The 20,524-nt window shown below is 27.7% G+C and carries 22 protein-coding genes; 17 read left to right on the top strand and 5 right to left on the bottom strand.

The features are described from left to right. Positions 1 to 119 precede the first annotated feature (119 nt). The 6 genes from Q0W06_RS13370 (at position 120) to Q0W06_RS13345 (ending at position 6,639) form a co-directional block, all read left to right on the top strand. The gene (locus Q0W06_RS13370) at positions 120 to 1,469 is read left to right on the top strand and encodes a HAMP domain-containing sensor histidine kinase (protein WP_297636508.1); all 1,350 of its coding nucleotides are present in this window, start codon (positions 120 to 122) and stop codon (positions 1,467 to 1,469) included. Further along, on the top strand, positions 1,459 to 2,139 hold the full coding sequence (locus tag Q0W06_RS13365; protein WP_297636506.1) for a PepSY domain-containing protein: 681 nt from the start codon (positions 1,459 to 1,461) through the stop codon (positions 2,137 to 2,139). Before Q0W06_RS13370 ends, Q0W06_RS13365 begins: the two co-directional genes overlap by 11 nt. Beyond that, positions 2,096 to 2,794: a response regulator transcription factor gene (locus Q0W06_RS13360; RefSeq protein ID WP_297636503.1), complete on the top strand. Its 699-nt coding sequence runs from the start codon at positions 2,096 to 2,098 to the stop codon at positions 2,792 to 2,794. The genes Q0W06_RS13365 and Q0W06_RS13360 overlap by 44 nt, the downstream gene beginning before the upstream one ends. Positions 2,795 to 2,928: 134 nt before the next feature. Beyond that, positions 2,929 to 4,827 (top strand): asparagine synthase (glutamine-hydrolyzing), encoded by a 1,899-nt coding sequence (gene asnB, locus Q0W06_RS13355; protein ID WP_297636500.1) that lies wholly within the window; start codon positions 2,929 to 2,931, stop codon positions 4,825 to 4,827. A 235-nt stretch (positions 4,828 to 5,062) separates the two neighbouring features. After that, positions 5,063 to 5,428 (top strand): hypothetical protein, encoded by a 366-nt coding sequence (locus tag Q0W06_RS13350; protein ID WP_297636497.1) that lies wholly within the window; start codon positions 5,063 to 5,065, stop codon positions 5,426 to 5,428. Between the two features lie 215 nt (positions 5,429 to 5,643). Further along, complete coding sequence (locus Q0W06_RS13345; protein ID WP_366516791.1) at positions 5,644 to 6,639, top strand: iron-containing alcohol dehydrogenase; 996 nt, start codon at positions 5,644 to 5,646, stop codon at positions 6,637 to 6,639. A gap of 113 nt (positions 6,640 to 6,752) precedes the next feature. Here Q0W06_RS13345 and Q0W06_RS13340 read toward each other — a convergent pair whose 3' ends face one another. From Q0W06_RS13340 to Q0W06_RS13320, 5 genes are all read right to left on the bottom strand, one after another. Beyond that, positions 6,753 to 7,748 (bottom strand): serine hydrolase domain-containing protein, encoded by a 996-nt coding sequence (locus tag Q0W06_RS13340; RefSeq protein WP_297636494.1) that lies wholly within the window; start codon positions 7,746 to 7,748, stop codon positions 6,753 to 6,755. 441 nt (positions 7,749 to 8,189) lie between these two features. Beyond that, positions 8,190 to 8,843, bottom strand: a complete 654-nt coding sequence (locus tag Q0W06_RS13335; RefSeq protein ID WP_297636491.1) for a hypothetical protein — start codon at positions 8,841 to 8,843, stop codon at positions 8,190 to 8,192. Positions 8,844 to 8,907: 64 nt separating this feature from the next. Continuing rightward, positions 8,908 to 9,441 (bottom strand): hypothetical protein, encoded by a 534-nt coding sequence (locus Q0W06_RS13330; protein ID WP_297636488.1) that lies wholly within the window; start codon positions 9,439 to 9,441, stop codon positions 8,908 to 8,910. Between the two features lie 188 nt (positions 9,442 to 9,629). Then, positions 9,630 to 10,166 carry a DUF4825 domain-containing protein gene (locus tag Q0W06_RS13325; protein ID WP_297636484.1) on the bottom strand — a complete coding sequence of 179 codons (537 nt, stop codon included), beginning with the start codon at positions 10,164 to 10,166 and terminating at the stop codon, positions 9,630 to 9,632. A 160-nt stretch (positions 10,167 to 10,326) separates the two neighbouring features. Beyond that, entirely contained in the window at positions 10,327 to 10,974 is a 648-nt protein-coding gene (locus Q0W06_RS13320; protein ID WP_297636482.1) for an N-acetyltransferase, read from the bottom strand. 316 nt (positions 10,975 to 11,290) lie between these two features. On the opposite strand from Q0W06_RS13320, the gene Q0W06_RS13315 reads away from it, so the two are divergent. The 11 genes from Q0W06_RS13315 (at position 11,291) to Q0W06_RS13265 (ending at position 20,339) form a co-directional block, all read left to right on the top strand. Then, positions 11,291 to 11,968, top strand: coding sequence for a F0F1 ATP synthase subunit A (locus Q0W06_RS13315; protein WP_297636479.1), 678 nt, complete (start codon positions 11,291 to 11,293; stop codon positions 11,966 to 11,968). 14 nt (positions 11,969 to 11,982) lie between these two features. Next, the gene (locus tag Q0W06_RS13310) at positions 11,983 to 12,204 is read left to right on the top strand and encodes an ATP F0F1 synthase subunit C (protein ID WP_297636476.1); all 222 of its coding nucleotides are present in this window, start codon (positions 11,983 to 11,985) and stop codon (positions 12,202 to 12,204) included. A gap of 15 nt (positions 12,205 to 12,219) precedes the next feature. Next, positions 12,220 to 12,438 (top strand): ATP synthase F0 subunit C, encoded by a 219-nt coding sequence (atpE, locus tag Q0W06_RS13305; RefSeq protein ID WP_297636473.1) that lies wholly within the window; start codon positions 12,220 to 12,222, stop codon positions 12,436 to 12,438. Positions 12,439 to 12,450: 12 nt separating this feature from the next. Next, positions 12,451 to 12,930, top strand: a complete 480-nt coding sequence (locus tag Q0W06_RS13300; RefSeq protein ID WP_297636470.1) for a F0F1 ATP synthase subunit B — start codon at positions 12,451 to 12,453, stop codon at positions 12,928 to 12,930. Positions 12,931 to 12,932: 2 nt separating this feature from the next. After that, complete coding sequence (locus Q0W06_RS13295; protein ID WP_297636467.1) at positions 12,933 to 13,466, top strand: F0F1 ATP synthase subunit delta; 534 nt, start codon at positions 12,933 to 12,935, stop codon at positions 13,464 to 13,466. Between the two features lie 13 nt (positions 13,467 to 13,479). Next, complete coding sequence (gene atpA / locus Q0W06_RS13290; RefSeq protein ID WP_297636465.1) at positions 13,480 to 14,997, top strand: F0F1 ATP synthase subunit alpha; 1,518 nt, start codon at positions 13,480 to 13,482, stop codon at positions 14,995 to 14,997. 13 nt (positions 14,998 to 15,010) lie between these two features. Continuing rightward, positions 15,011 to 15,847 (top strand): ATP synthase F1 subunit gamma, encoded by an 837-nt coding sequence (atpG, locus tag Q0W06_RS13285; RefSeq protein ID WP_297636462.1) that lies wholly within the window; start codon positions 15,011 to 15,013, stop codon positions 15,845 to 15,847. A gap of 13 nt (positions 15,848 to 15,860) precedes the next feature. Next, a complete protein-coding gene (gene atpD, locus Q0W06_RS13280; RefSeq protein WP_297636460.1) occupies positions 15,861 to 17,261 on the top strand; it encodes a F0F1 ATP synthase subunit beta in 1,401 nt (466 codons plus the stop codon). Between the two features lie 11 nt (positions 17,262 to 17,272). Beyond that, complete coding sequence (locus Q0W06_RS13275; protein WP_297636458.1) at positions 17,273 to 17,518, top strand: hypothetical protein; 246 nt, start codon at positions 17,273 to 17,275, stop codon at positions 17,516 to 17,518. A gap of 237 nt (positions 17,519 to 17,755) precedes the next feature. Beyond that, positions 17,756 to 19,648 (top strand): molybdopterin-dependent oxidoreductase, encoded by a 1,893-nt coding sequence (locus tag Q0W06_RS13270; RefSeq protein ID WP_297636455.1) that lies wholly within the window; start codon positions 17,756 to 17,758, stop codon positions 19,646 to 19,648. Positions 19,649 to 19,757: 109 nt separating this feature from the next. Next, positions 19,758 to 20,339: a hypothetical protein gene (locus Q0W06_RS13265; RefSeq protein ID WP_297636452.1), complete on the top strand. Its 582-nt coding sequence runs from the start codon at positions 19,758 to 19,760 to the stop codon at positions 20,337 to 20,339. Positions 20,340 to 20,524 lie beyond the last annotated feature (185 nt).

The following is a 20,524-nucleotide window of genomic DNA, read 5'->3' as shown; positions in this document are numbered from 1 at the left end:
GATAGAATTATAAAGGATAAAATTTAAGAAAGTTGAGTTAAAGGCAGATGAAAATTTGGAAAAAGATTTTTATATATTCCTTGATTTTATTTATAGTCATATTTAATGTTGCGGGAGTTATGATTATTGAAAATATTTATAGTAGAAATCTTAACTTTGCTATTAAAAATTCTATAACTGACTCAAAAGATATTGCAAATACAATCTATTTAAATGCAGACTTATTAGATAAGTTTCAAGGTGATGTTTTGTGGAAGAAACTTCGAGGTTATATGTATGTTGGATATAATGAGCTTAAAAATATTGAAGTTTACAATAACAAAGACCAAGTTATAATGGATACATCTACATTGAATGTAAATAATAAGGAACTTTTAGATAGTATAACAGATAATGATTATAAATTTGTTATAGAGGAATCTAAGGGCGTACATTATATATCTGTAGGGTATAAGGTAAATGTGGGAGAACAATCTTTTAAGATAATTGTTACAAATGATGTGGAGCATTTATGGGAAGCAAAACTGTACAATTATAAAGTGTTTATCCTTTTAAGTTTAATGACAACTATTGTATTAGCCATTGGATTATTTATTATTTCTAAAAGAATTACTAATCCTATAGAAGATTTAAGTGAGATATCTAATAGTATTAAAAATGGAGACTATGAAAAAAGGTCTACTTATAAATCAAAGGATGAAGTTGGAGTTTTAGCTGAAAATTTTAACTCTATGATGGGAGTTATTGAAGATAATATAAGAGAGTTAGAGGATGTAAATGATAGAAAACAAAGATTTATTGATAACTTAACTCATGAAATGAAGACACCTATTACATCAATATTAGGTTTTTCAGAATTACTTTTAAAGGGAAACTTAAATGAAGAAATGAAAATAAAAGCATTAACTAATATAAATGAGCAAGGAAAAAGACTTGAGCATTTAAGTGATTCTTTAATTAAGCTTGTATTAATTAGAAATAGTGTAATCGTTAAGGAAAATTTAAAGGCGACAGAAGTTATAAATGAGATCTATTCAAATAACTTATTTAAGATTAGAACAAAGCATATAAAAATTATTAAGGATGTAAAAATGGGAAGCATTTTTGGTAATAAGGAATTAATAGAAGTATTATTAAACAATATAATTGATAATGGAATAAAGGCATGTAATGAAGAGGGCGTTATTGCAATAGTGGGAAGACCTGTTAAAGAGAAAAATATTTATGAGTTAAAGGTGAAGGATAATGGAAGTGGGATTCCTAAAGATGAGCTTAAGAAGATAAATGAACCTTTTTATATGGTAGATAAAGCTAGAGCTACAAAGGGAAAAAATATGGGACTTGGATTAGCTATTTGTACAGAGATTTGTCGAATAAATAATATTGAGATGAGTTTTAATAGTAAAGTAGATACAGGTACAATAGTAACTTTGAAATTCAAAATGGAGAATAAGATATATGAAAGCTAAAGTAGGGATTGGAATAATATTATCCTGTGTATTTATATTTGTTGTTTTTAAGTTAAATCAATTTAATAAGTTTAAGTTAGATGTTATATATTCAGGAAACTCTGTTATTAATTATGCTGGAAATAATCCAAATGAAAGTGATTATTTAAGTAGAAATGAGGCTGTAGATAAGGCAGCAGAAGCTGTAACTGATATTTTAAAAGACGACATTGATTTAAATAATATGACTGAATATGTTACTTTAAATAGTGAGGAGGGACGATTAATTTGGAATATTGAACTTGTAAACAATACAAATGAAAGCTATTTAATTGATATGGATGCAGATTCAGGAGAAATTTTATTTGTAGAGCAAGTAAATGGAAATGACAATGAAAAAAATGATTATGGAAATGTAATAAAGAAGCAGGATTTAATAAATGGAAAAAATATTATTAATTCTGTTAAACCATATTTAAAAGTAAATATAGATTTTAATAAACACCCTACTTTTATGTATAAAGACTATAATGATAACTTAAAATTAATTTATGATACAAAGGGAACACAAGTCCAGTTTGTTATCAATTTAAAAACAAATAAAATTATAAAATATAGTTTAACTCAAAATATAAAAATAGTGGGGAATGAAAATATACAATCTGATAAAGTGGCGAAGGGAAGGAAGTAAAGTGAAAATATTAATAGTGGAAGATGATTCAGGAATAAGTGATTTAATTGAGATGAATCTACAGATAGCTGGACATGATGCTGTTAAAGCTTTAGATGGAGAAATAGCAAAGGAATTAATTGAAAAGGAAACCTTTGATTTAGCGTTATTAGATGTAATGCTTCCTAAGATTGATGGATTTACATTAATCGAAGATATAAAGAAAAAGGATATCCCAGTAATATTTTTAACTGCTAAAAACTCTGTAACAGATAAAGTGAAGGGACTTAAACTAGGTGCTGATGATTATATAGTTAAGCCTTTTGAAAGTATTGAATTACTTGCTAGAATAGAGGTTGTAGGAAGACGTTATAATAAAAACGATTTAAGTTTGAAGTTTAAAAATATAGAAATAGATGAAGAAAAGAGAATTGTAAAGTTAGATGGTAAAGAAGTTGATATAACTTTAAAAGAATATGAACTATTAATTTTATTTATAAAAAATAAAAATATGGCTTTATCTAGAGAACAGATATTAGATAAAGTTTGGGGATACTCTTATATTGGAGAAACTAGAACAGTAGACATGCATGTAAATAGATTGAGAGAAAAGCTAGATTTAAAAGAAAATATAAAGACTGTTTTTAAAGTTGGATATAGATTACAAGAAGAATAAGATTTTCCTCAAATTAAAAAAGTTGTATTTAAAATGAGATTTTACAACTTTGATACAACTTTATGATAAGTTTTATAATCCACCGTATTAATATATAAGCTATAATCAATTATGATTTTAGCGAGGTATTAAATATGTGTGGATTTTTAAGTTTATTTAAAAAGAATATTACTGATATAGATATAGCAAAATTAAAAATGGGAGCAAAAGAGATTAGCCATAGAGGTCCAGATGATACAAGAATCATTAGACATACTGATGGAGCTTTTGCCTTTAATAGATTAAGTATAGTAGATTTAGAACATGGAGGACAACCTTATACTTATAGAGAAAAGTATACAGTTGTTTTTAATGGAGAAATATATAACCATAATGAATTAAGAGAAGAATTAAAAGAAAAAGGATATAGCTTTGAAACAGATTCAGAAGTTGAAGTTATAGGAAGCCTTTATGATTTATATAAAGAAGAGTTAGTGCATAAGCTTAGAGGAATGTTTGCAATTGTAATTTATGATATAGAAATGAAAAAAATTATAGCAATTAGAGATTTCTTTGGAATTAAGCCTTTATATTATATGGAGGACAGAGGAGCTTTATATTTTGCATCAGAAATTAAAGGGTTAAAGAAAATAAATAGTCTTGTTAATTATAGAAAAGACTTATTAGGAGAATATGCAACTTTTCAATATATTCCTTCAAATAAGGAAACTATTTTTAAAGAGATATTTTCTATTGAACCAGGTCATATGTTAGTTAAAGAAATTGATAGAACAATGACTATTAAAAAGTATTTTAATGTAAATTTTGAAGAAAAAAACTGGGATAAAGAAGAATTAAAAAAATCTATAAAGGAAACTTTAAAGGAATCAATAGGAATCCATTTAAATAGTGATGTTCCTGTAGCTACTTTTTTATCAGGAGGAATTGATTCATCCATAATAACTAAGGTTGCTAAAGATATAAATCCTAATATAGTTTCTTATACTGTTGGATTTGATGTAGAAGGATATGATGAAACAGAAAATGCAAAAAGATTTGCAAAGGATATAGGAATTGAAAATAGAAGTGTAAAATTAACTTGTGAAGATTATATAAGAGATTTACCTGAAATAATATATTACATGGACAGTCCTATAGCAGATCCATCAATTATTCTTTTATATTTTATATGTAAAAAGGTAAGTGAAGATTATAAAGTAATCCTATCAGGAGAAGGCTCAGATGAGTTCTTTGGAGGATATAACATCTATACAGAAGATAATTCTTTAAAGGCATTTAATTATATGCCAAATGGAGTTAAGTCTTTAATTAAAGGCTTTGCAAAGAAACTTCCAGATAACACAAAAGGAAAAAGCTTCTTATTAAGAGGAACTACAGAGTTAAAGGATAGATATTGTGGAAATGCAAATATCTTTAATGAAGAGGAAAAAGATCGAGTATTTACTAGAGCAGATAAAAATGATTTGAAAATTACAAAAAGATTATTTGATAATGTAAAAAGTTATGATAATGTAATTAAAAGACAATATATTGATATAAATACATGGCTTGTAGGTGACATTTTAGCAAAGGCTGATAGAATATCTATGGCTCACTCTTTAGAAGTTAGAGTTCCATTTGTAGATAAAGAAGTATTTAAATTAGCAAGAACTTTATCAAAGGAAGATAAGGTACAAGAATTTAAAACTAAAGTAATGCTTAGAGAAGCTTTTAAAGATGAATTACCAGAATATTTATATGAAAAAAGAAAGCTTGGATATCCAGTACCAATAAGAGTTTGGTTAAAGGATGAGTTATATAATTGGGCTTATGAAATAATTGAAAATAACCCAATAGAAGAAATAAACGAAAAAGAAGTTTTAAAAATGCTTAAAAAGCATAAAGAAGGAAATGGGGACTACTCAAGAAAAGTTTGGAGTGTAATAGTATATATAATTTGGTATAGATTATATGTTGAAAAATCTTTATCAAAGGACTTTAAATTTGAGTTAGAATTAGAGCATAATGAATTAGTTGCAATGGGGCAAATATAATTTTAATATATTAAAAAAGTAAACTTATTTTAAGTTTACTTTTTTATTTTATGGGTATTTGTGGAATGAAAAGGATTAAAAAAAAGAATCTTGAAAGGTAATCAACAATGATGAAGAAAAAAGAAATAAAATGAATGAAAAAGAAGAAATATCAAAACTAAGGAAGAGTTGATTATTTTCAAATATATTCTATAATAGATATTAAATAATAAAAGTTATCACAGAGGAGAAGTAAATGGAATTTTTAAATGAACTACATGAAGAAAGATTTTTAATAATGGAAAAGGAAAGTGGGAAAACTGTTAAAAATAAAGAGTATGAACTATTATATTTTATAGTGGCAGGAAGAGATAACTTATGGGAAAAAAGATTTGAAATCTTTGAAGAAGGTTATAAAGAATTAGTTTTAGATTTATCTTTTGATAAGAATAGAACAGTTGTAGGAGATTTTACAAATAATGAAGTTAAGATACTTAACTTTGCTATGAATATGTTTAATATAAGACTTGGAAAAATGCCTTTAGCAGAGATAATGTATGATTTAGATTTAGATGAACAAAAGTTAGTATTTAATTTAATAAAATATAAATATAATATGTAGGAAAGAAAAGCTGGATTAAAAATTCCAGCTTTTTTTACAAAGTTCAAATAGGTTATAGATAGAATTTTAAAGTTAAAGAGGATAGAATAAAATTAGATTAGAAAGTTAAAAGGAGTGAAGAAAATGAAATTTTTTATGCCAACAGAAGTTTTTATAGGTAAAAATGTAATTGAAGAAAATAAAGAAAAGTTTAAAGAAATAGGTAAAAAGCTTTAATTGTAACGGGAAGAAGTTCATCTAAGAAAAATGGTTCTTTAGAAGCTATAGAAAAAACATTAAAAGAGATGAATATAGAATATTTAGTTTATGATAAAGTTGAAGAAAATCCAACTGTAGAAACTGTAGTTTTAGCTGGAGAGATTGGAAGAAAAGAAGAGGTAGATTTTATTGTAGGTATTGGTGGCGGTTCTCCAATAGATGCATCTAAAGCTATAGGGGTATATATATTAAACAAAAACTTAACTAAGGAAACTCTTTTTACAAGTGAAAAGTTAAAGTCTATTCCTATAGTGGCTGTACCAACTACAGCAGGAACAGGAACTGAAACCACACAATATGCAATTTTAACAGATCATGTTGAAAAAACTAAAAAGAATTTAGGGCAAGAGATTTTCCCAGTGCTCTCTTTAGTTGACCCAAGTTTTATGATGGGAATGAGTATAGGAATAACAAGAAATACTGCTATAGATGCTTTTTCACATGTTGTTGAAGGATATTTAAACACAAACGCAAATAAAATATCTGATGGACTAGCCGAAACTGCATTAAAAGAATTTTCAAAAACTATAGAAGGATTAAAGAGGGGTAACCTTTCTTATGAAGATAGAGAAAGTCTTGCAATAGTATCTAATATAGCTGGTATCATAATTGCACAAACAGGAACATCTATACCACATGGACTTGGATACTCACTTACTTACTATAAAAATGTACCGCATGGACTTGCAAATGGATGTCTTTATAAAGAATATTTAAAAGTCTTTAAAAACAGAGAAAAAGTAAATAAAATCTATGAGTTATTAGTTTTTGAAGTAGAAGAGTTAAATGAATTATTAGAAAACTTCTGTAGTGTTCATATAGATATAACAGAAGAAGAAATAAAAGCTTGGTCAAAAGCTTTTACAAATAATAAAGCAAAACTTAAAAATCACCCAGAAGAAATAACAGAAGAAGATATAATAAGAATCTATAAAAATAGTCTTTTAAAATAAATATTAATATAGGACTATATATATAAGTTAGAGATTAATATAAAACTCCATCCAAAGTTTAGTGGATGGAGTTTTTTTAGTGTATAGATTTAAATTTATAATTTGCTAAGTATCTAAATTAGAGTTTCTATTTCCATTAATAATTCGTAGGTGCTAAATTTTTTATTCCCTAGGATAGTTACTTCAATATTTTTATTAGGATATATTGTTGACTCAAAGCTAACACCAGGGTCTCCGCCAGCTATAAAATATTTATAAATACCAGACTCTTTTTTTACTATATAAAGACCATAACCATAGTATACGTCATAATGAACATGTACTTGTGGGCTTAATAATTCATGAGTGATATCTTTACTTAATAATTTATAATTTAATAATCCATCCCATAGCTTACTTATATCATTAGCAGTTACAAAAACACCGCCATCACCACCTCCAACTATTGGGATGGAAAAGATATTGGTTTTTAAAGTACCATCACTATTTTTTTCATAGCCATAAGCACAGTTTTTAGGTAACATATCCATACTAAAATAACCACTTGAATCCATTTTTAAAATATTAAAAATATGCTCTTTTACAAAATGGATAAATTTCATTCCACTAATTTTTTCAACTATATAAGCTAAAATTATATAGCCGCCATTATTATATTGATATTTTTCACCAGGTTTACAAATACTTTTTTGATTCATAATAATAGGAAGAAAATCTTTTGGTTCTTTCAGCATACAAAGGGGAGTACTTATTTCAGTAAAATCTACATAGAAATAATCTGGCAATCCTGAAGTATGAGTTAATAAATGCTTTATTGTTACACTTTGATCAAAATTATCACATGGTAGATAGTCCTTTAATAATGAATCAAACTTAAGTTTTCCTTGTTCAACTAATTTACATATAGAAATTGCAGTTAATAATTTAGCTCCTGAAGCAATCCCAAACCTTGTATGGAGATTATTTTTCCTGCTATTTGAAATATCGGCAAAGCCATAAGATTTTTCAAATAATACCTCTTTATCATTATTTATTGTTATAACACCTGAAAATTCTTTCATATTATTAATCTTATCTTCTATTAAATTTATATTTAAATTTGTATTCATCTAATCACTCCTTTTTAATCTTCAATAAAAAAAATCATTTGTTGCCAAATGATTTTAGATGTACACAAAATAAACGTACTTATTTTTATTTAACTAAGCACATCCACAATATATAATCTAACTTTGGCAACATAATAAAACGTACTTTAAATACGCCTAAAAAATATGTTCTTCCAAAAATAGATTATTTAATCATTTCAGCACCTCTTTCACAATTTATATCAATATTATAACATAAAATATATATTTAAATTTACTAATTCAGTGAGAGATGATTTACTTACAGAGGAGTACTTTATTAATAAGAAATTTAATAATAGAAAAGTTAATTAAAACTAAGAAAAAAGGGCAATTACTTGTCCTTTTTTTGTTATAGATTGTAGTCTAGTTTGTAGAATATTTTCTTTGTAATAAATCTTGAACTAATGCTCTTTTTTTTTTCTAAGACAGCTTCTTTGTCGTTGATAACTGATTGTAGTAACTCATTTTCTTTTTTGGATCTGAAGCTAATTTAGGATAAGTCCTCATAGTTGCAAGATATTCTGATATACATGCTTTCTCTTCATTTGAAAAATCCGTTGTAGTTCTATAATAGTCTTTTAAAAGATTTCCTACATAAACATACCAATAAAGACTCTCATCATTAGTATTTATTTTATTAGAGATTTCTTCAACAGTTCTAAATTCAATAGTTTTTTTCAATAAATTTAATGCTAAATCTTTTGAAATATGAAAACCTAACGAATCTACATCACTAAAAAAATTCATTAGAACATAGTTATTGGGAGCTTGATAATCTCGATTAGCTACCAATTTTGCTCTATTAACTACTTCGTTAATTTTATCTTCAGTTAGTAATTCACTTTTTATTTTAGAGGCTCTATATGTTTTATATTCAGGATCCATGTAGGATGCTGATTCTATTATCTTTTTAAAATTATTATTTGACATAGACTCTAAGCCTATCTCATTTTCTATTGATGTACATTGGTATTCTATACTTTTTTCAGATTTAGTATCTATACCTGCATCACATCCAGCAAAAGAAAATATTGCTGTTCCTAAAATTATTCCACCTAAAATTTTCTTTTTCATTAGTTCTACACCACCTTATTATATAAATATAGATAAAATTAAACTAAACAAAGACAAATAATTTTTAGTTCAATTTATTTTTTAGAAAAGACATAATGTCATCAAAATTACTATCTGTTTGTGAAAGTTTAATTGGAAAGCAAAAATTTTTAAAAACTAGAATTATAATATCATCATAAAATAAAATCGTAGTTAAATTTATAAATTTAAATTTAGCTTCAAATGTTTTTTGTGTAGAAATTATTTTACGAGAAATAGTTGAGTTAGATATTGAAATTTTAAGAGGTCTTGTACCAATGTATTTTTGAAAAGATGATTTAAAAGAATCATAAGGAGCTTTTAGTTGAGTATAAATGATAAATATTATAATTGTTGTTATAAATATAGCTAGACTGGATGCATTAAATTCACCATTTATTAGATTAAGAATATTTAAAATTATACCTAAAATAAGAGCTGCTAAGAAGGTATATTTTATAAAGCGTGTATGTTTAGTTGCAGAAGTCTTTTTTGTGTAATAATCATAAACATAAGCAAAAATTTTATCTAAATCATTATTTGTAAAATTAAAATTGAATTCAAAAAGCTTATCTTCCATAAAATTCACATCCTTCAATAAATAGGATATCACTTATTAATATAAGTTTCTAGATACATTTTTGAAATTTTTATGATGCTACATATCAATAATTATGGCGGGCTTCTTAAATAGCGTTGATTTTTGCTAATATTTTAAAATTGGGATATGATAGTAATATTTAAATTAAAATAGCAACAATATTGTTGCTATTTTTTATTAGTTTTAATAAAATTCTCTAATGCCGATTTATCTTGTGTTATTTCTTCTAAGTTATTTCCAAAATCATCTTTGTGAGCATTTACTAAATCAGCTCGCTCGTAAGTAATAACAATTCCCTCATCCACATTAAAATTTACTATATCTGCATTCTTAACAAGAGATAATAGTATCAGAGCATTATTTTTCATTATATCTGGAAAAGATGATGATATTAAGGAGTCGTCTTCAAATCTAAGATCAATATCTTCAAACCCTTTATATCGTATAGTTATTTCATATGGTTTTGATGTAGTTTGCAACTCTATACCATTAAGGTATATATTAGCTGGTAAGTTATTGACTATATTTACTATAGCAGAATTATCTCCAACATAAGAATCTTTATATTTTAGAACCGTAGTCAAATTTACTTTTGATTCTGTAGAGATTACTTTTTGTTCTGTAGATTTGACACATCCAACGATTCCTAATGATACTATAAAAATTGATAAAAGTGCTAGTTTCTTAAAGTTACTAACTCTCATTAAACCTCTCCTTTATTATTGATTTATACTCCTATATTATCCTATTATTATAAAAAAATTACAAAAAAGAATGAGGTATTTGAAACTTATAGAGATTCTATTAAAAGATAGCTATAATTATTAAAAAATCCAGACTAGTTAACTAGCTGGATTTTTGTGCTTAATATATATTTAAATCTAATTCACTTACTGCTTTTTGAAATTGTAGCTGGCTTTCGCAGTCTTCTTTTTCTTTATGAGGGAATTTCATATCAAATTCATTTAATGCATCTTCATCAGGCTCCATAGTTTCACTAAAGTGAATAACACCATTTATATTATTAAGAGCATTTTCATAAAGTGGTAAGGCCATTATTCCAGTATAGAAATTTCCATCTGATAGAGAAATTTCATATTTCTTTGATCCAATAAAGCCGTATTTTTTATAGTAGGATGGATATCCACCAATGACAATTCCTTTATATCCTAAGTCTTTTGCAGCAGCTATTGAGTGCTGGATTAATATTTTCCCAAATCCTTTTCCGTGTAGGCTAGGTAAAATGCTTACAGGAGCAAAGGTTATTGTTTCATGTTCTTGTCCATTACTAGATATTACTTTAGATTTAGAATAATGGATGCTACCAATTACAGTTCCATCAACTTCTATAACAAATGCCAATTCTTTAATAAAGTCTTCATGTTTTCTAAGGTTATGAATTATTAGATGTTCATTACAGCCAGGAAAGTATAGATTCCAGAAAGCTTCTCTTGTTATCAATTCAACTTTTTCATAATCATTAACCATTTCATTTCTTACGTTTATAACCATTTCTCATTTCTCTCTTTCAATATTTAATTTCTTTTTGTAGAGGACTTATTTTAAAGTTTGTCCTCATATTTACATAATAATCTATTTTGGGGAATTTAAGCAAGGGATAAAAAAGAATTTATAGGGGTTTTTCCACGAAATAAGAGTTATAAAAAATATAGAAATAATAGAAAAGATACATATAATATGGATAATCAGAGTTAAAAATTTTATGAAAAAATAGTCGTAAAAAAATAAATTACCAAATATTGACAATTTGTCAGAAGAGGAATAGTATGTATTTAATATTTAAAAATTAAAGAAGGTGAAGAGAAAAATGGATGTGTTTGGAGAGTTATTTACCCTTAAGTTAGGTGGAATTTCTATAAGCGGTGATATTGTGATTCAGTGGGGAATAATGCTTGTAGTAATAGTTACAGCTCTTTTAATGGTAAGAGGATTTAAGGTTTTAAATCCAGGTAAAGTTCAAAGCCTAGTTGAAATGGGATATGAAGGTTTAAAAGGTTTAGTAGATGAAAATATGGGGAAGGATTATGGAAGCTATGTACCTTTTGTAGGAACCTTAAGCATATTTCTTTTTTTAATTAATTTATCTAGTATGGTTGGTTTTGAGTCTCCCACTAGAAATTTAAGTGTAGTAATTGGGTTTACAGTAATAACCTTTGTTTTAGTTCATGGAAATGCAATAAAAAGAAATGGTGTAAAAGAATATGTGAAAAGTTATGGAAGACCATTTTTAGCTATGCTTCCAATAACTTTAATGGAGAAACTAGTATTTCCGTTATCATTAGCACTAAGACTTTTTGGAAATGTTTTAGCTTCTACAATTGTTATGGAACTTTTATATATGGGACTTTCAAAATTAAGTGTTTTTGCGCCAATAGGATTACCTATATTAGGACATGCTTTTTTTGATTTATTTGATGGAACTATTCAAACGATTATCTTTGTAATGTTAACAATAATAACTATAAAGCTTCAAGCTGAAGAATAAGGGGGAGAGAATATATGGATGGAATAGGAATACTTGCAGCAGGAATAGCAGTTATGGCAGGAATAGGTGGAGGAATTGGAACTGGAATTGCAACATCAGCAGCTATAAAGGCAACGGTAAAGCAGCCAAAGGCAGCAGGAAAAATTCAAGCTATATTTATAATGGCAGCAGGTTTATGTGGAGCCACTGCAATATATGGATTTATTATTTCAATGATAATACTATTTGTAAAGTAGAGAGGGGTTTTTAGTATGGATTATACAATTTTAGCAGCAGGTTTTGCAGCAGTTACAGCTATAGGGGCAGGAATTGGAATTGGGATTGCAGCTAAGGGAGCAGTTGAATCTTTAGCAGAAAGACCAGAAATGAGTAGTAAGATACAGAGTCTTTTTATTTTAGGAGCTGGGCTTGCAGAAGCTACAGCAATATATGGACTAGTTGTTGCAATAATACTTTTATTTGTGAAGTAGAGAGGGATAATTATGGAATTAGAATGGAGTAAAGTAATATGGACTATAATTAACTTTTTAATTTTGTTTTTTATATTAAAACATTTTTTCTTTTCTAAGATAGAAAAAATATTAGATGATAGAGAAAAGTTTATTTTAGGTAAAATAAATTCTGCAAATGAAAAAGAAAAGAAGGCGGAGGAGCTTTTAGAAGAAAGAGAAAAATTAATTTATGAAGCAAAGATTGAAGGAAAGAAAATTGTTGAAAAGAGAAAACTTCAAGGAGATGTTATTTATGAGGAACTTATGGAGAAAGCAAGGGTAAATGTACATGAACTTGGAGAAAAGGGAAAGAAAGAGTTAGAACTATCAAAGGAAAAGGCAAGGGAAGAATTAAAAGAAGAGACTATTACTGTAGCAATTTCCTTATCAGAGAAGATATTAGAAAAGAATTTAGATGATGAAGAGCAAAAGAAATTAATAGATAACTTTATAAAAGAGTTTGAGGTATAGTTATGTATGATTTTTTAGATATTCGATATGCAAAAGCCTTATACGATATAGGAAAAAAGAAGGGAAAGGTAGAGGAGTTTCTAGTGGATTTAACTCAAATATGCGATATATTTGATGAAAATAAAAAACTAATGAATTTAATGATTCATCCAGAAATAAAAATAAATAAAAAGAAGGAAGTATTTACAAAGCTTTTTGGAGAAAAGATAGATGATGAATTATTGACCTTTATGTACATTGTCATAGAGAAGGGAAGAATAGGTTTTTTAAGAGAAAAGGTAAATCAATTAGAAAGTATTTATCTAGAGGAAATAAACACTTTAAAAGGGGTTGTAAAAACAGCAGTTCCCTTAACTGGAGAGCAGTATGAAGGGATTTTAAAGTGCTTAGAGAAAAAATATGAGAAAACAATAATTTTAGTGCAAGAAATTGATAAAGATTTAATTGGTGGAGTTTATATAAAGATAAATAATCAAATTATTGATGGAACTATAAAGGGAAAATATGAGGAGCTTAAAAAGAAGATTTTAAGTTGATGGAGGGGTTAGTATGCATATTAAGGCTGATGAAATAACTTCTTTAATAGAGGAAGAAGTCTTAAAGTATGATAGATATTTAAAGACAGTAGATTCAGGAACTATAATCCAAGTTGGAGATAGTGTAGCTAGAGTATATGGTTTAGATGATTGTATAGAAGGTGAACTTTTAGAGTTTCCAAATGGAGTTTTAGGAATGGCACTTAATTTAGAGCAAGACAATGTAGGATGTGTTTTGTTAGGATCTGAAGAGGGAATAAATGAAGGTGATGATGTTATAAGAACTGGAAAGGTAGTAAGTGTTCCAGTTGGTGAAAATCTTATAGGACGTGTTGTAAATTCTTTAGGAAAACCTATTGATGGAAAGGGAGAAATAAAAGAAGAAGCTTTTATGCCAATTGAGAGAGAAGCTGCAACTATTATTCAAAGAAGTGGTGTAAATGAACCTTTAGAAACAGGAATAAAGGCAATAGATTCCATAATTCCTATAGGAAAAGGTCAAAGGGAATTAATAATAGGAGATAGACAAACAGGAAAAACATCTATAATAACAGATACAATAATAAATCAAAAGGGAAAAGATGTTATTTGCATATATGTAGCTATAGGACAAAAACAATCTACAGTTGCAAGTCTTGTTAATAGTTTAAATAAAGAAGGAGCTATGGATTATACAATAGTTGTATCTTCTACAGCATCAGATAATGCTCCTCTTCAATATATTGCTCCTTATGCAGGATGTACTATAGGAGAATATTTTATGAGAAAAGGAAAGGATGTTTTAATAGTTTATGATGATTTATCTAAACATGCTGTAGCTTATAGAACAATGGCACTTTTATTAAAGAGAGCACCAGGAAGGGAAGCTTACCCTGGAGATGTTTTTTATATTCATTCAAGACTTTTAGAGAGAGCTGCAAAACTTTCTTCAAAGCTTGGAGGAGGTTCATTAACAGCCCTTCCTATAGTAGAAACCTTAGGAGGAGATGTATCTTCATATATTCCAACTAATATTATTTCTATTACAGATGGACAAATATTCTTAGATTCAGACCTTTTTTATGCAGGACAAAAGCCAGCAGTAAATGCAGGAATTTCTGTATCTAGAGTTGGAGGAAGTGCTCAAATAAAGGCAATGAAACAAGTTGCAGGAAGTTTAAGATTAGAACTTGCACAGTATAGAGAACTTGAAGCATTTTCAAAGTTTGGTTCTGATTTAGATAAAGATACAAAAAAGAGATTAGAAAAAGGAAAAAGGCTAGTAGAAATATTAAAGCAAGGAAGATATGAGCCTTTAGATCAAAGATATCAAATAATAATCCTTTATGCTGGAGTAAATAATTTCTTAAATGATATAGAGGTAAAAAAGATAAAGATATTTGAAAAGGAATTTTTTAAGCATATAGAAGAGCATGAAATAATTTTATTGGATCTTTTAAAGAGAGAAAAGAAAATAAATGATGAGATAAAAAAAGAGATAGAAGAAGCTATTATAACTTTTAAAAAAATATTTATAGAAAGGCAAAAGTAGAGAGTGAGAGAGTATGCAGTCTAATAATTTGCTAGATATAAAAAGAAGGATAAATAGTATAAAAAGTACACAAAAGATAACAAAAGCCATGGAGCTAATTTCTATTTCAAAGCTTAGGTCTGCAAGGGAGATTTATGAAAAAAATGAATCTTATTTCCACGAGATGGAAAGCTTGATGAAAAAGATTTTCTATATAAGCAGAAATGAAATGAGTAAATTAAAGGAGGAAAGAGAAGGGGGGGAAAAACTATTTATAGTTATTTCTTCAGACTCGGGACTTTGTGGTAGCTTTAATGGCCAGGCCTTAGATTATATAGATAAGGAATATGGAAAAGAGGATATAGAGGTAATGTGGATTGGAAAGAGAGCTATATCCTATATAAAAAAATATAAACTAACATCTTATAAAAATTATGAGAGAAAAGATATAGAAGAAAAGGTTCAAGAGATAGTAAATGAATGTGTTCATTTGTTTAAGGATGAAAAATTTAATGAAATAAGCTTAGTGTATGTAAAGTATATTTCATCTATAAGACAAAAGGTAACTGAGGAAAAATTATTACCTTTTAAGTATGAGGAAGAAGAAATAGATGAAGTTTATAGCAAGAATGCTGATAAAAAAACTTTGTTAGAAGAGGGAATAAGACGATATTTAAAGATGAAACTTTTACAAGTTTTATTAAATTCTAAAGTAAGTGAAGAAAGTTTAAGAATGCAAGCTATGAATGGAGCTGCTAAAAATGCTGATGAAATGATTAAGAGTTTAAGTATTACTTATAATAAAATAAGACAAAGTAATATAACAAGGGAAATTTCAGAAATAGTAAGTGGAGCAGAAGCACAGAAATAAAGGAGCGTTATATATGGTTCAAAAATTTGAGAATTATGGTCAGGTAGTACAAGTTATAGGACCGGTTGTTGATATAAAGTTTAATAAGGGAAGACTACCTAGTATTTTAAATGAAATAAAAATAAAGTTAGAAGATGAAAGAATTATAGTTTGTGAAGTAGAGCAACATTTAGGGGATGATATTGTAAGAACAATCTCTATGGAATCTACAGAAGGACTTAAGAGGGGACTTTCTGCATTGGATACAGGAAAACCTATTTGTGTACCAGTTGGAGAAAAAACTTTAGGAAGACTTTTTAATGTGTTAGGAGAAACTATAGATGAGGAAGAAGAAGAGGAGTTTTTAAAGTATGCACAGATTCATAGAAAAGCTCCAAGTTTTGAAGAACAATCTATTGAACCAGAAGTATTAGAAACAGGAATAAAGGTAATAGATTTATTAGCACCATATCAAAGAGGTGGTAAGATAGGACTTTTTGGAGGAGCTGGTGTAGGGAAAACAGTTCTTATACAGGAGCTTATAAGTAATATTTCAAAGGTTCAAGGAGGATATTCAGTATTTACTGGAGTTGGAGAAAGGTCTAGAGAAGGAAATGATTTATATAATGAAATGAAGGATTCAGGAGTTATAAAAAACACAGCATTAGTTTTTGGACAAATGAATGAACCACCAGGAGCTAGAATGAGAGTAGCTTTAACAGGACTTACAATAGCAGAAGAGTTTAGAGATTCAGGAAAGGATGTACTTTTATTTATAGATAATATTTTTAGGTTCTCACAAGCAGGTTCAGAAGTTTCAGCTTTACTTGGAAGAATTCCTTCAGCAGTTGGATACCAACCAACATTAGCTACAGAAATGGGAGTTTTACAAGAAAGAATAACTTCTACTAAAAATGGAGCAATTACATCTGTACAAGCTGTTTATGTACCAGCAGATGATTTAACAGATCCAGCACCAGCTACGACTTTTACTCATTTAGATGCAACTACAGTTTTATCAAGAGCTATAGGAGAACTTGGAATTTATCCAGCAGTTGATCCATTAGAATCTACATCAAGGGTTTTAGATCCAAGGATAGTTGGGGAAGAGCATTATGAAATTGCAAATGAAGTAAAAAACATTTTAGAGAAGTATAAGGAACTTGGAGATATAATTGCAATTTTAGGTATAGATGAACTTTCAGATGAAGATAAGCTTACAGTTAATAGAGCAAGAAAGATTCAAAGATTTTTATCTCAACCTTTTACTGTTGCAGAACAGTTTACAGGAATGAAAGGAAAGTATGTAAAGCTTAAAGATACTTTAATAGGATTTAAAAAAATATTAAATGGAGAACTTGATAATATTCCAGAAGGAGCCTTTTTATTTGCAGGAACTATAGAAGATGTTTACGAAAAAAATAGAGATATTTAAGGAGTAAGTGAATGGAAGAAAGTTTTAAAGTAAAAATATATGGAATAGATAAAGTTATTTATGAAGATGAAATTGAAAGGATAACTTTAAATGGAAAGAGCGGAGAATTTACAATTTTAAAAGACTTTCATAACTTTATTGGAATTATAAGAAAAGGTGAGGGACTTATAGTTAAGAATGGAAAAGAAGAAACTATAGCCTTAGGTGATGGAATTTTAGAGTTTAAAGATAATAGGTTAAATATATTTGTAGAATAGTAGAAGGGCGCCTTAAATGGTAGCCCTTTTTTAGCGTATAGGAAAGTATATAATTTTATGTTCTACAAAAGCTTATAGTTAGTGCTTTTACTAAAGTTTTAGAGGCTAAAAAAGTGATTTGTCCACGTGGAGCCTCTAGCTCCACTTTTTTATATAGAAAAATATAAAATTTTAATATATGGAATAAAAATCTATGATAAGATGTTATTAAAATTAAGTTTAAGGAGGAAAAATAAAATGGAAAAGATATATAGTAGTGGATGTACTTTAGATTGTTTTGACTGTTGTAAATTTAATGTTATAAAGAATGAGAATAATGAAATTGAAATAAAGGGAGATAAGAATCACCCATTTACAAAGGGGATTATTTGTAAAAAGGGAATGATTCATAAAAATATATTAAATCATGAAAAGAGAATTTTTACTCCATTGTTAAAGAAAGAAGGTAAGTGGATAGAGATTTCTTTTGATGAAGCTATTAATATTGTAGTGGAGAACCTGAAAAAATATAAAAATGAGGAAGTTTTATATTACGAGCAATATGGAAATGGTGGACTTTTAAAAAGTATTGGAGAAGTATTTTTTAACTTTTATGGTGGATGTAATAGAGCAACTGGAGGACCTTGTTGGAGTGCAGGAATAAAGGCTCAAAAATATGATTATGGAACTGTTTTAAGTCATAGTTTAAGTGATATGAAAAATAGTAAAAAGATTTTTGTATGGGGAAAGAATCCAGCTAATACAACTATACATACAATGATGGCTATTTTAGAAGCTAAAAAGAGGGGAAGTAAGGTTATACTTATAGATCCAATTAAAACAGAAACAGCTAAATTTGTAGATGAATATATAAGTATAAACCCAAAGGGAGATTATTATTTAGCTCTATCTATGGGAAAAATAATTCTTGAAAGAGGATTAGAAGATAAAGAGTTTATAGAAAATTATACAGATAATTTTAATGAATATAAAACGCTTTTAGAAGAGTTAGATTTAAATTACTTAGCTCAAAAAGTGGGACTAATAGTAGAAGACATAGAAAAGCTTACAGAGGAGTATTTAGATGGACCATCTTCAATTCTCTTAGGATATGGAATGCAAAAGTATGAAAATGGCGGAAAGGCAGTTAGAGCTATTGATGCTTTATGTGGGATTTCAGGCTTTATTGGAGTTAAAGGCGGAGGAGTAAATTATGCAAACAAGCTTTATGGAGACATATTAAATTTAGATCCTTTTAATAGTGAAAGCTTTGGAGAAAATATAGAGTTTGAAACTAATGACCTTGCAAAGGTTTTAAGTGAAGGAAAGATTAAATTTGCAGTTATAACAAAGAGTAATCTTTTAAATCAATTAGCAGATGTAAAAAGGTTAAAAGAGGGACTCGGAAAAGTAGATTTTAAAGTATGCTTTGATTTATTTATGACAGATACAGCTGAAGAGGCAGATTTATTTATTCCAACTACAGGAACTTTAGAAAGTGAAGATCTTTTATTTAGCTCCATGACAAATCCTTATATAATTTATAAAGAGCAAGTATTAGAGCCAAAGGAAAAACTTATGGATGAATATTATTTCTTTAGAGAGGTAGCTAAGAGATTAAATATTAAGGATTATCCAGCTGTAAGTAAAAAGGAATATTTAAAAGAAGTTATAAAACCTTTAGGAGTTACTTTAGAAGAAGTAAGAGATGGATATATAACAAGAGAAATAAAAGTTCCTTGGGAAGATAGAAAGTTTAAAACTAAAAGTGGAAAGTTCCAGATTGGAAGTTTTAAAGTAGAAGAAAAAGAAGAGGAAAAAGGATATAGATTAATAACTACACATACAAAAGATAGTTTGTTTAGCCAACATTTTTTAGATATAGAAGAAATTTCAGAATTTTATATAAATAAAAGAGAAGCAGAAGGGTTAAATATAAAAGAAGGGGAAATCCTTTTATTAAAATCAAAAAATGGTGAGATAAAATCAAAATGCAAAATAAATGATGGTGTAAAGGATAATCTAGTTCTTATGCATGTAGGATGGTGGAAAAGAAGTGGAAATCCAAACTTTTTAACTCATTCAGTTTCATCAGATATTGGTGGACAAATAGCTTATAATGAAACTAGAATCTTTATAGAAAAAATCTAGAACCTAGAAGTAACAAAATGTTAATAAAAAAAATAATAAAAGCATAATTATCAAAAATGGAAATTATGATATTATTAAAGTAAGGAAAGCCATTAGATAATAGAAGGGAATGGTAGATATCAAGAAGACGATAGTAATAATAGTAAGCATAATAATATTAGGAGTTTTATTAATAATTCCAAGAACTTGGTTTGTAAGTAATAGTACACCAAAAGTTACTGTTCAAAATGATACAAACTTAACAGCGGGACCAGATTATATAAATACATTAACTTCTAATATAATAAAGGTTCAAGCGATTTCAGGGGATATGGGGAATACTATTGAATACACAATTAAGGACTTAATCACACAAAATGAAGCAAGTGAAATATTAAGTTCAGACAGTTCAGTTTTAGAGAATATAAAAATTGAAATGGAAAGTATAAAGAGTAATCATCCAAATACAGAAGCCACTGTTAATCAATGGATAGGAAATATAAATAAGATTCAAAGTTTAAATGCGGAAGCAATTCCTTATATTCAAAACTTTAATGAATCTGGTTTAACTAATGTCCAAAATGATATAACAAGTCTTTTTGGAGCAGAGTATAGTGAAATAAACGGATATAAAGTAAATCAAAATGCATATCAAGAAGCTTTAGCAGGAGAAACATATAAATATAATACAGCTAAAACTTATATTTCATAAAGAGAAAGCATAAGAAAGTTCAAAATTTCTTATGCTTTTTTTTATAGAGAAATATTTAGGTTAAGGTGAAACAATAAATTTAATAGTGGAAAACTCTTAAAATATATTAAAAAGAAAGGCACACTGCATATAAAGTGGACCCTATGTCAAGGACATTTTAAAAAAGAGCTATGCAACAAGAAGTT

Origin of the sequence: uncultured Clostridium sp. (assembly GCF_947072515.1) — a bacterium.
GTDB lineage: Bacteria > Bacillota > Clostridia > Clostridiales > Clostridiaceae > Clostridium.
The sequence above is the reverse complement of the archived record's forward strand: the minus strand, read 5'-3'. Positions and strand labels throughout refer to the sequence as shown.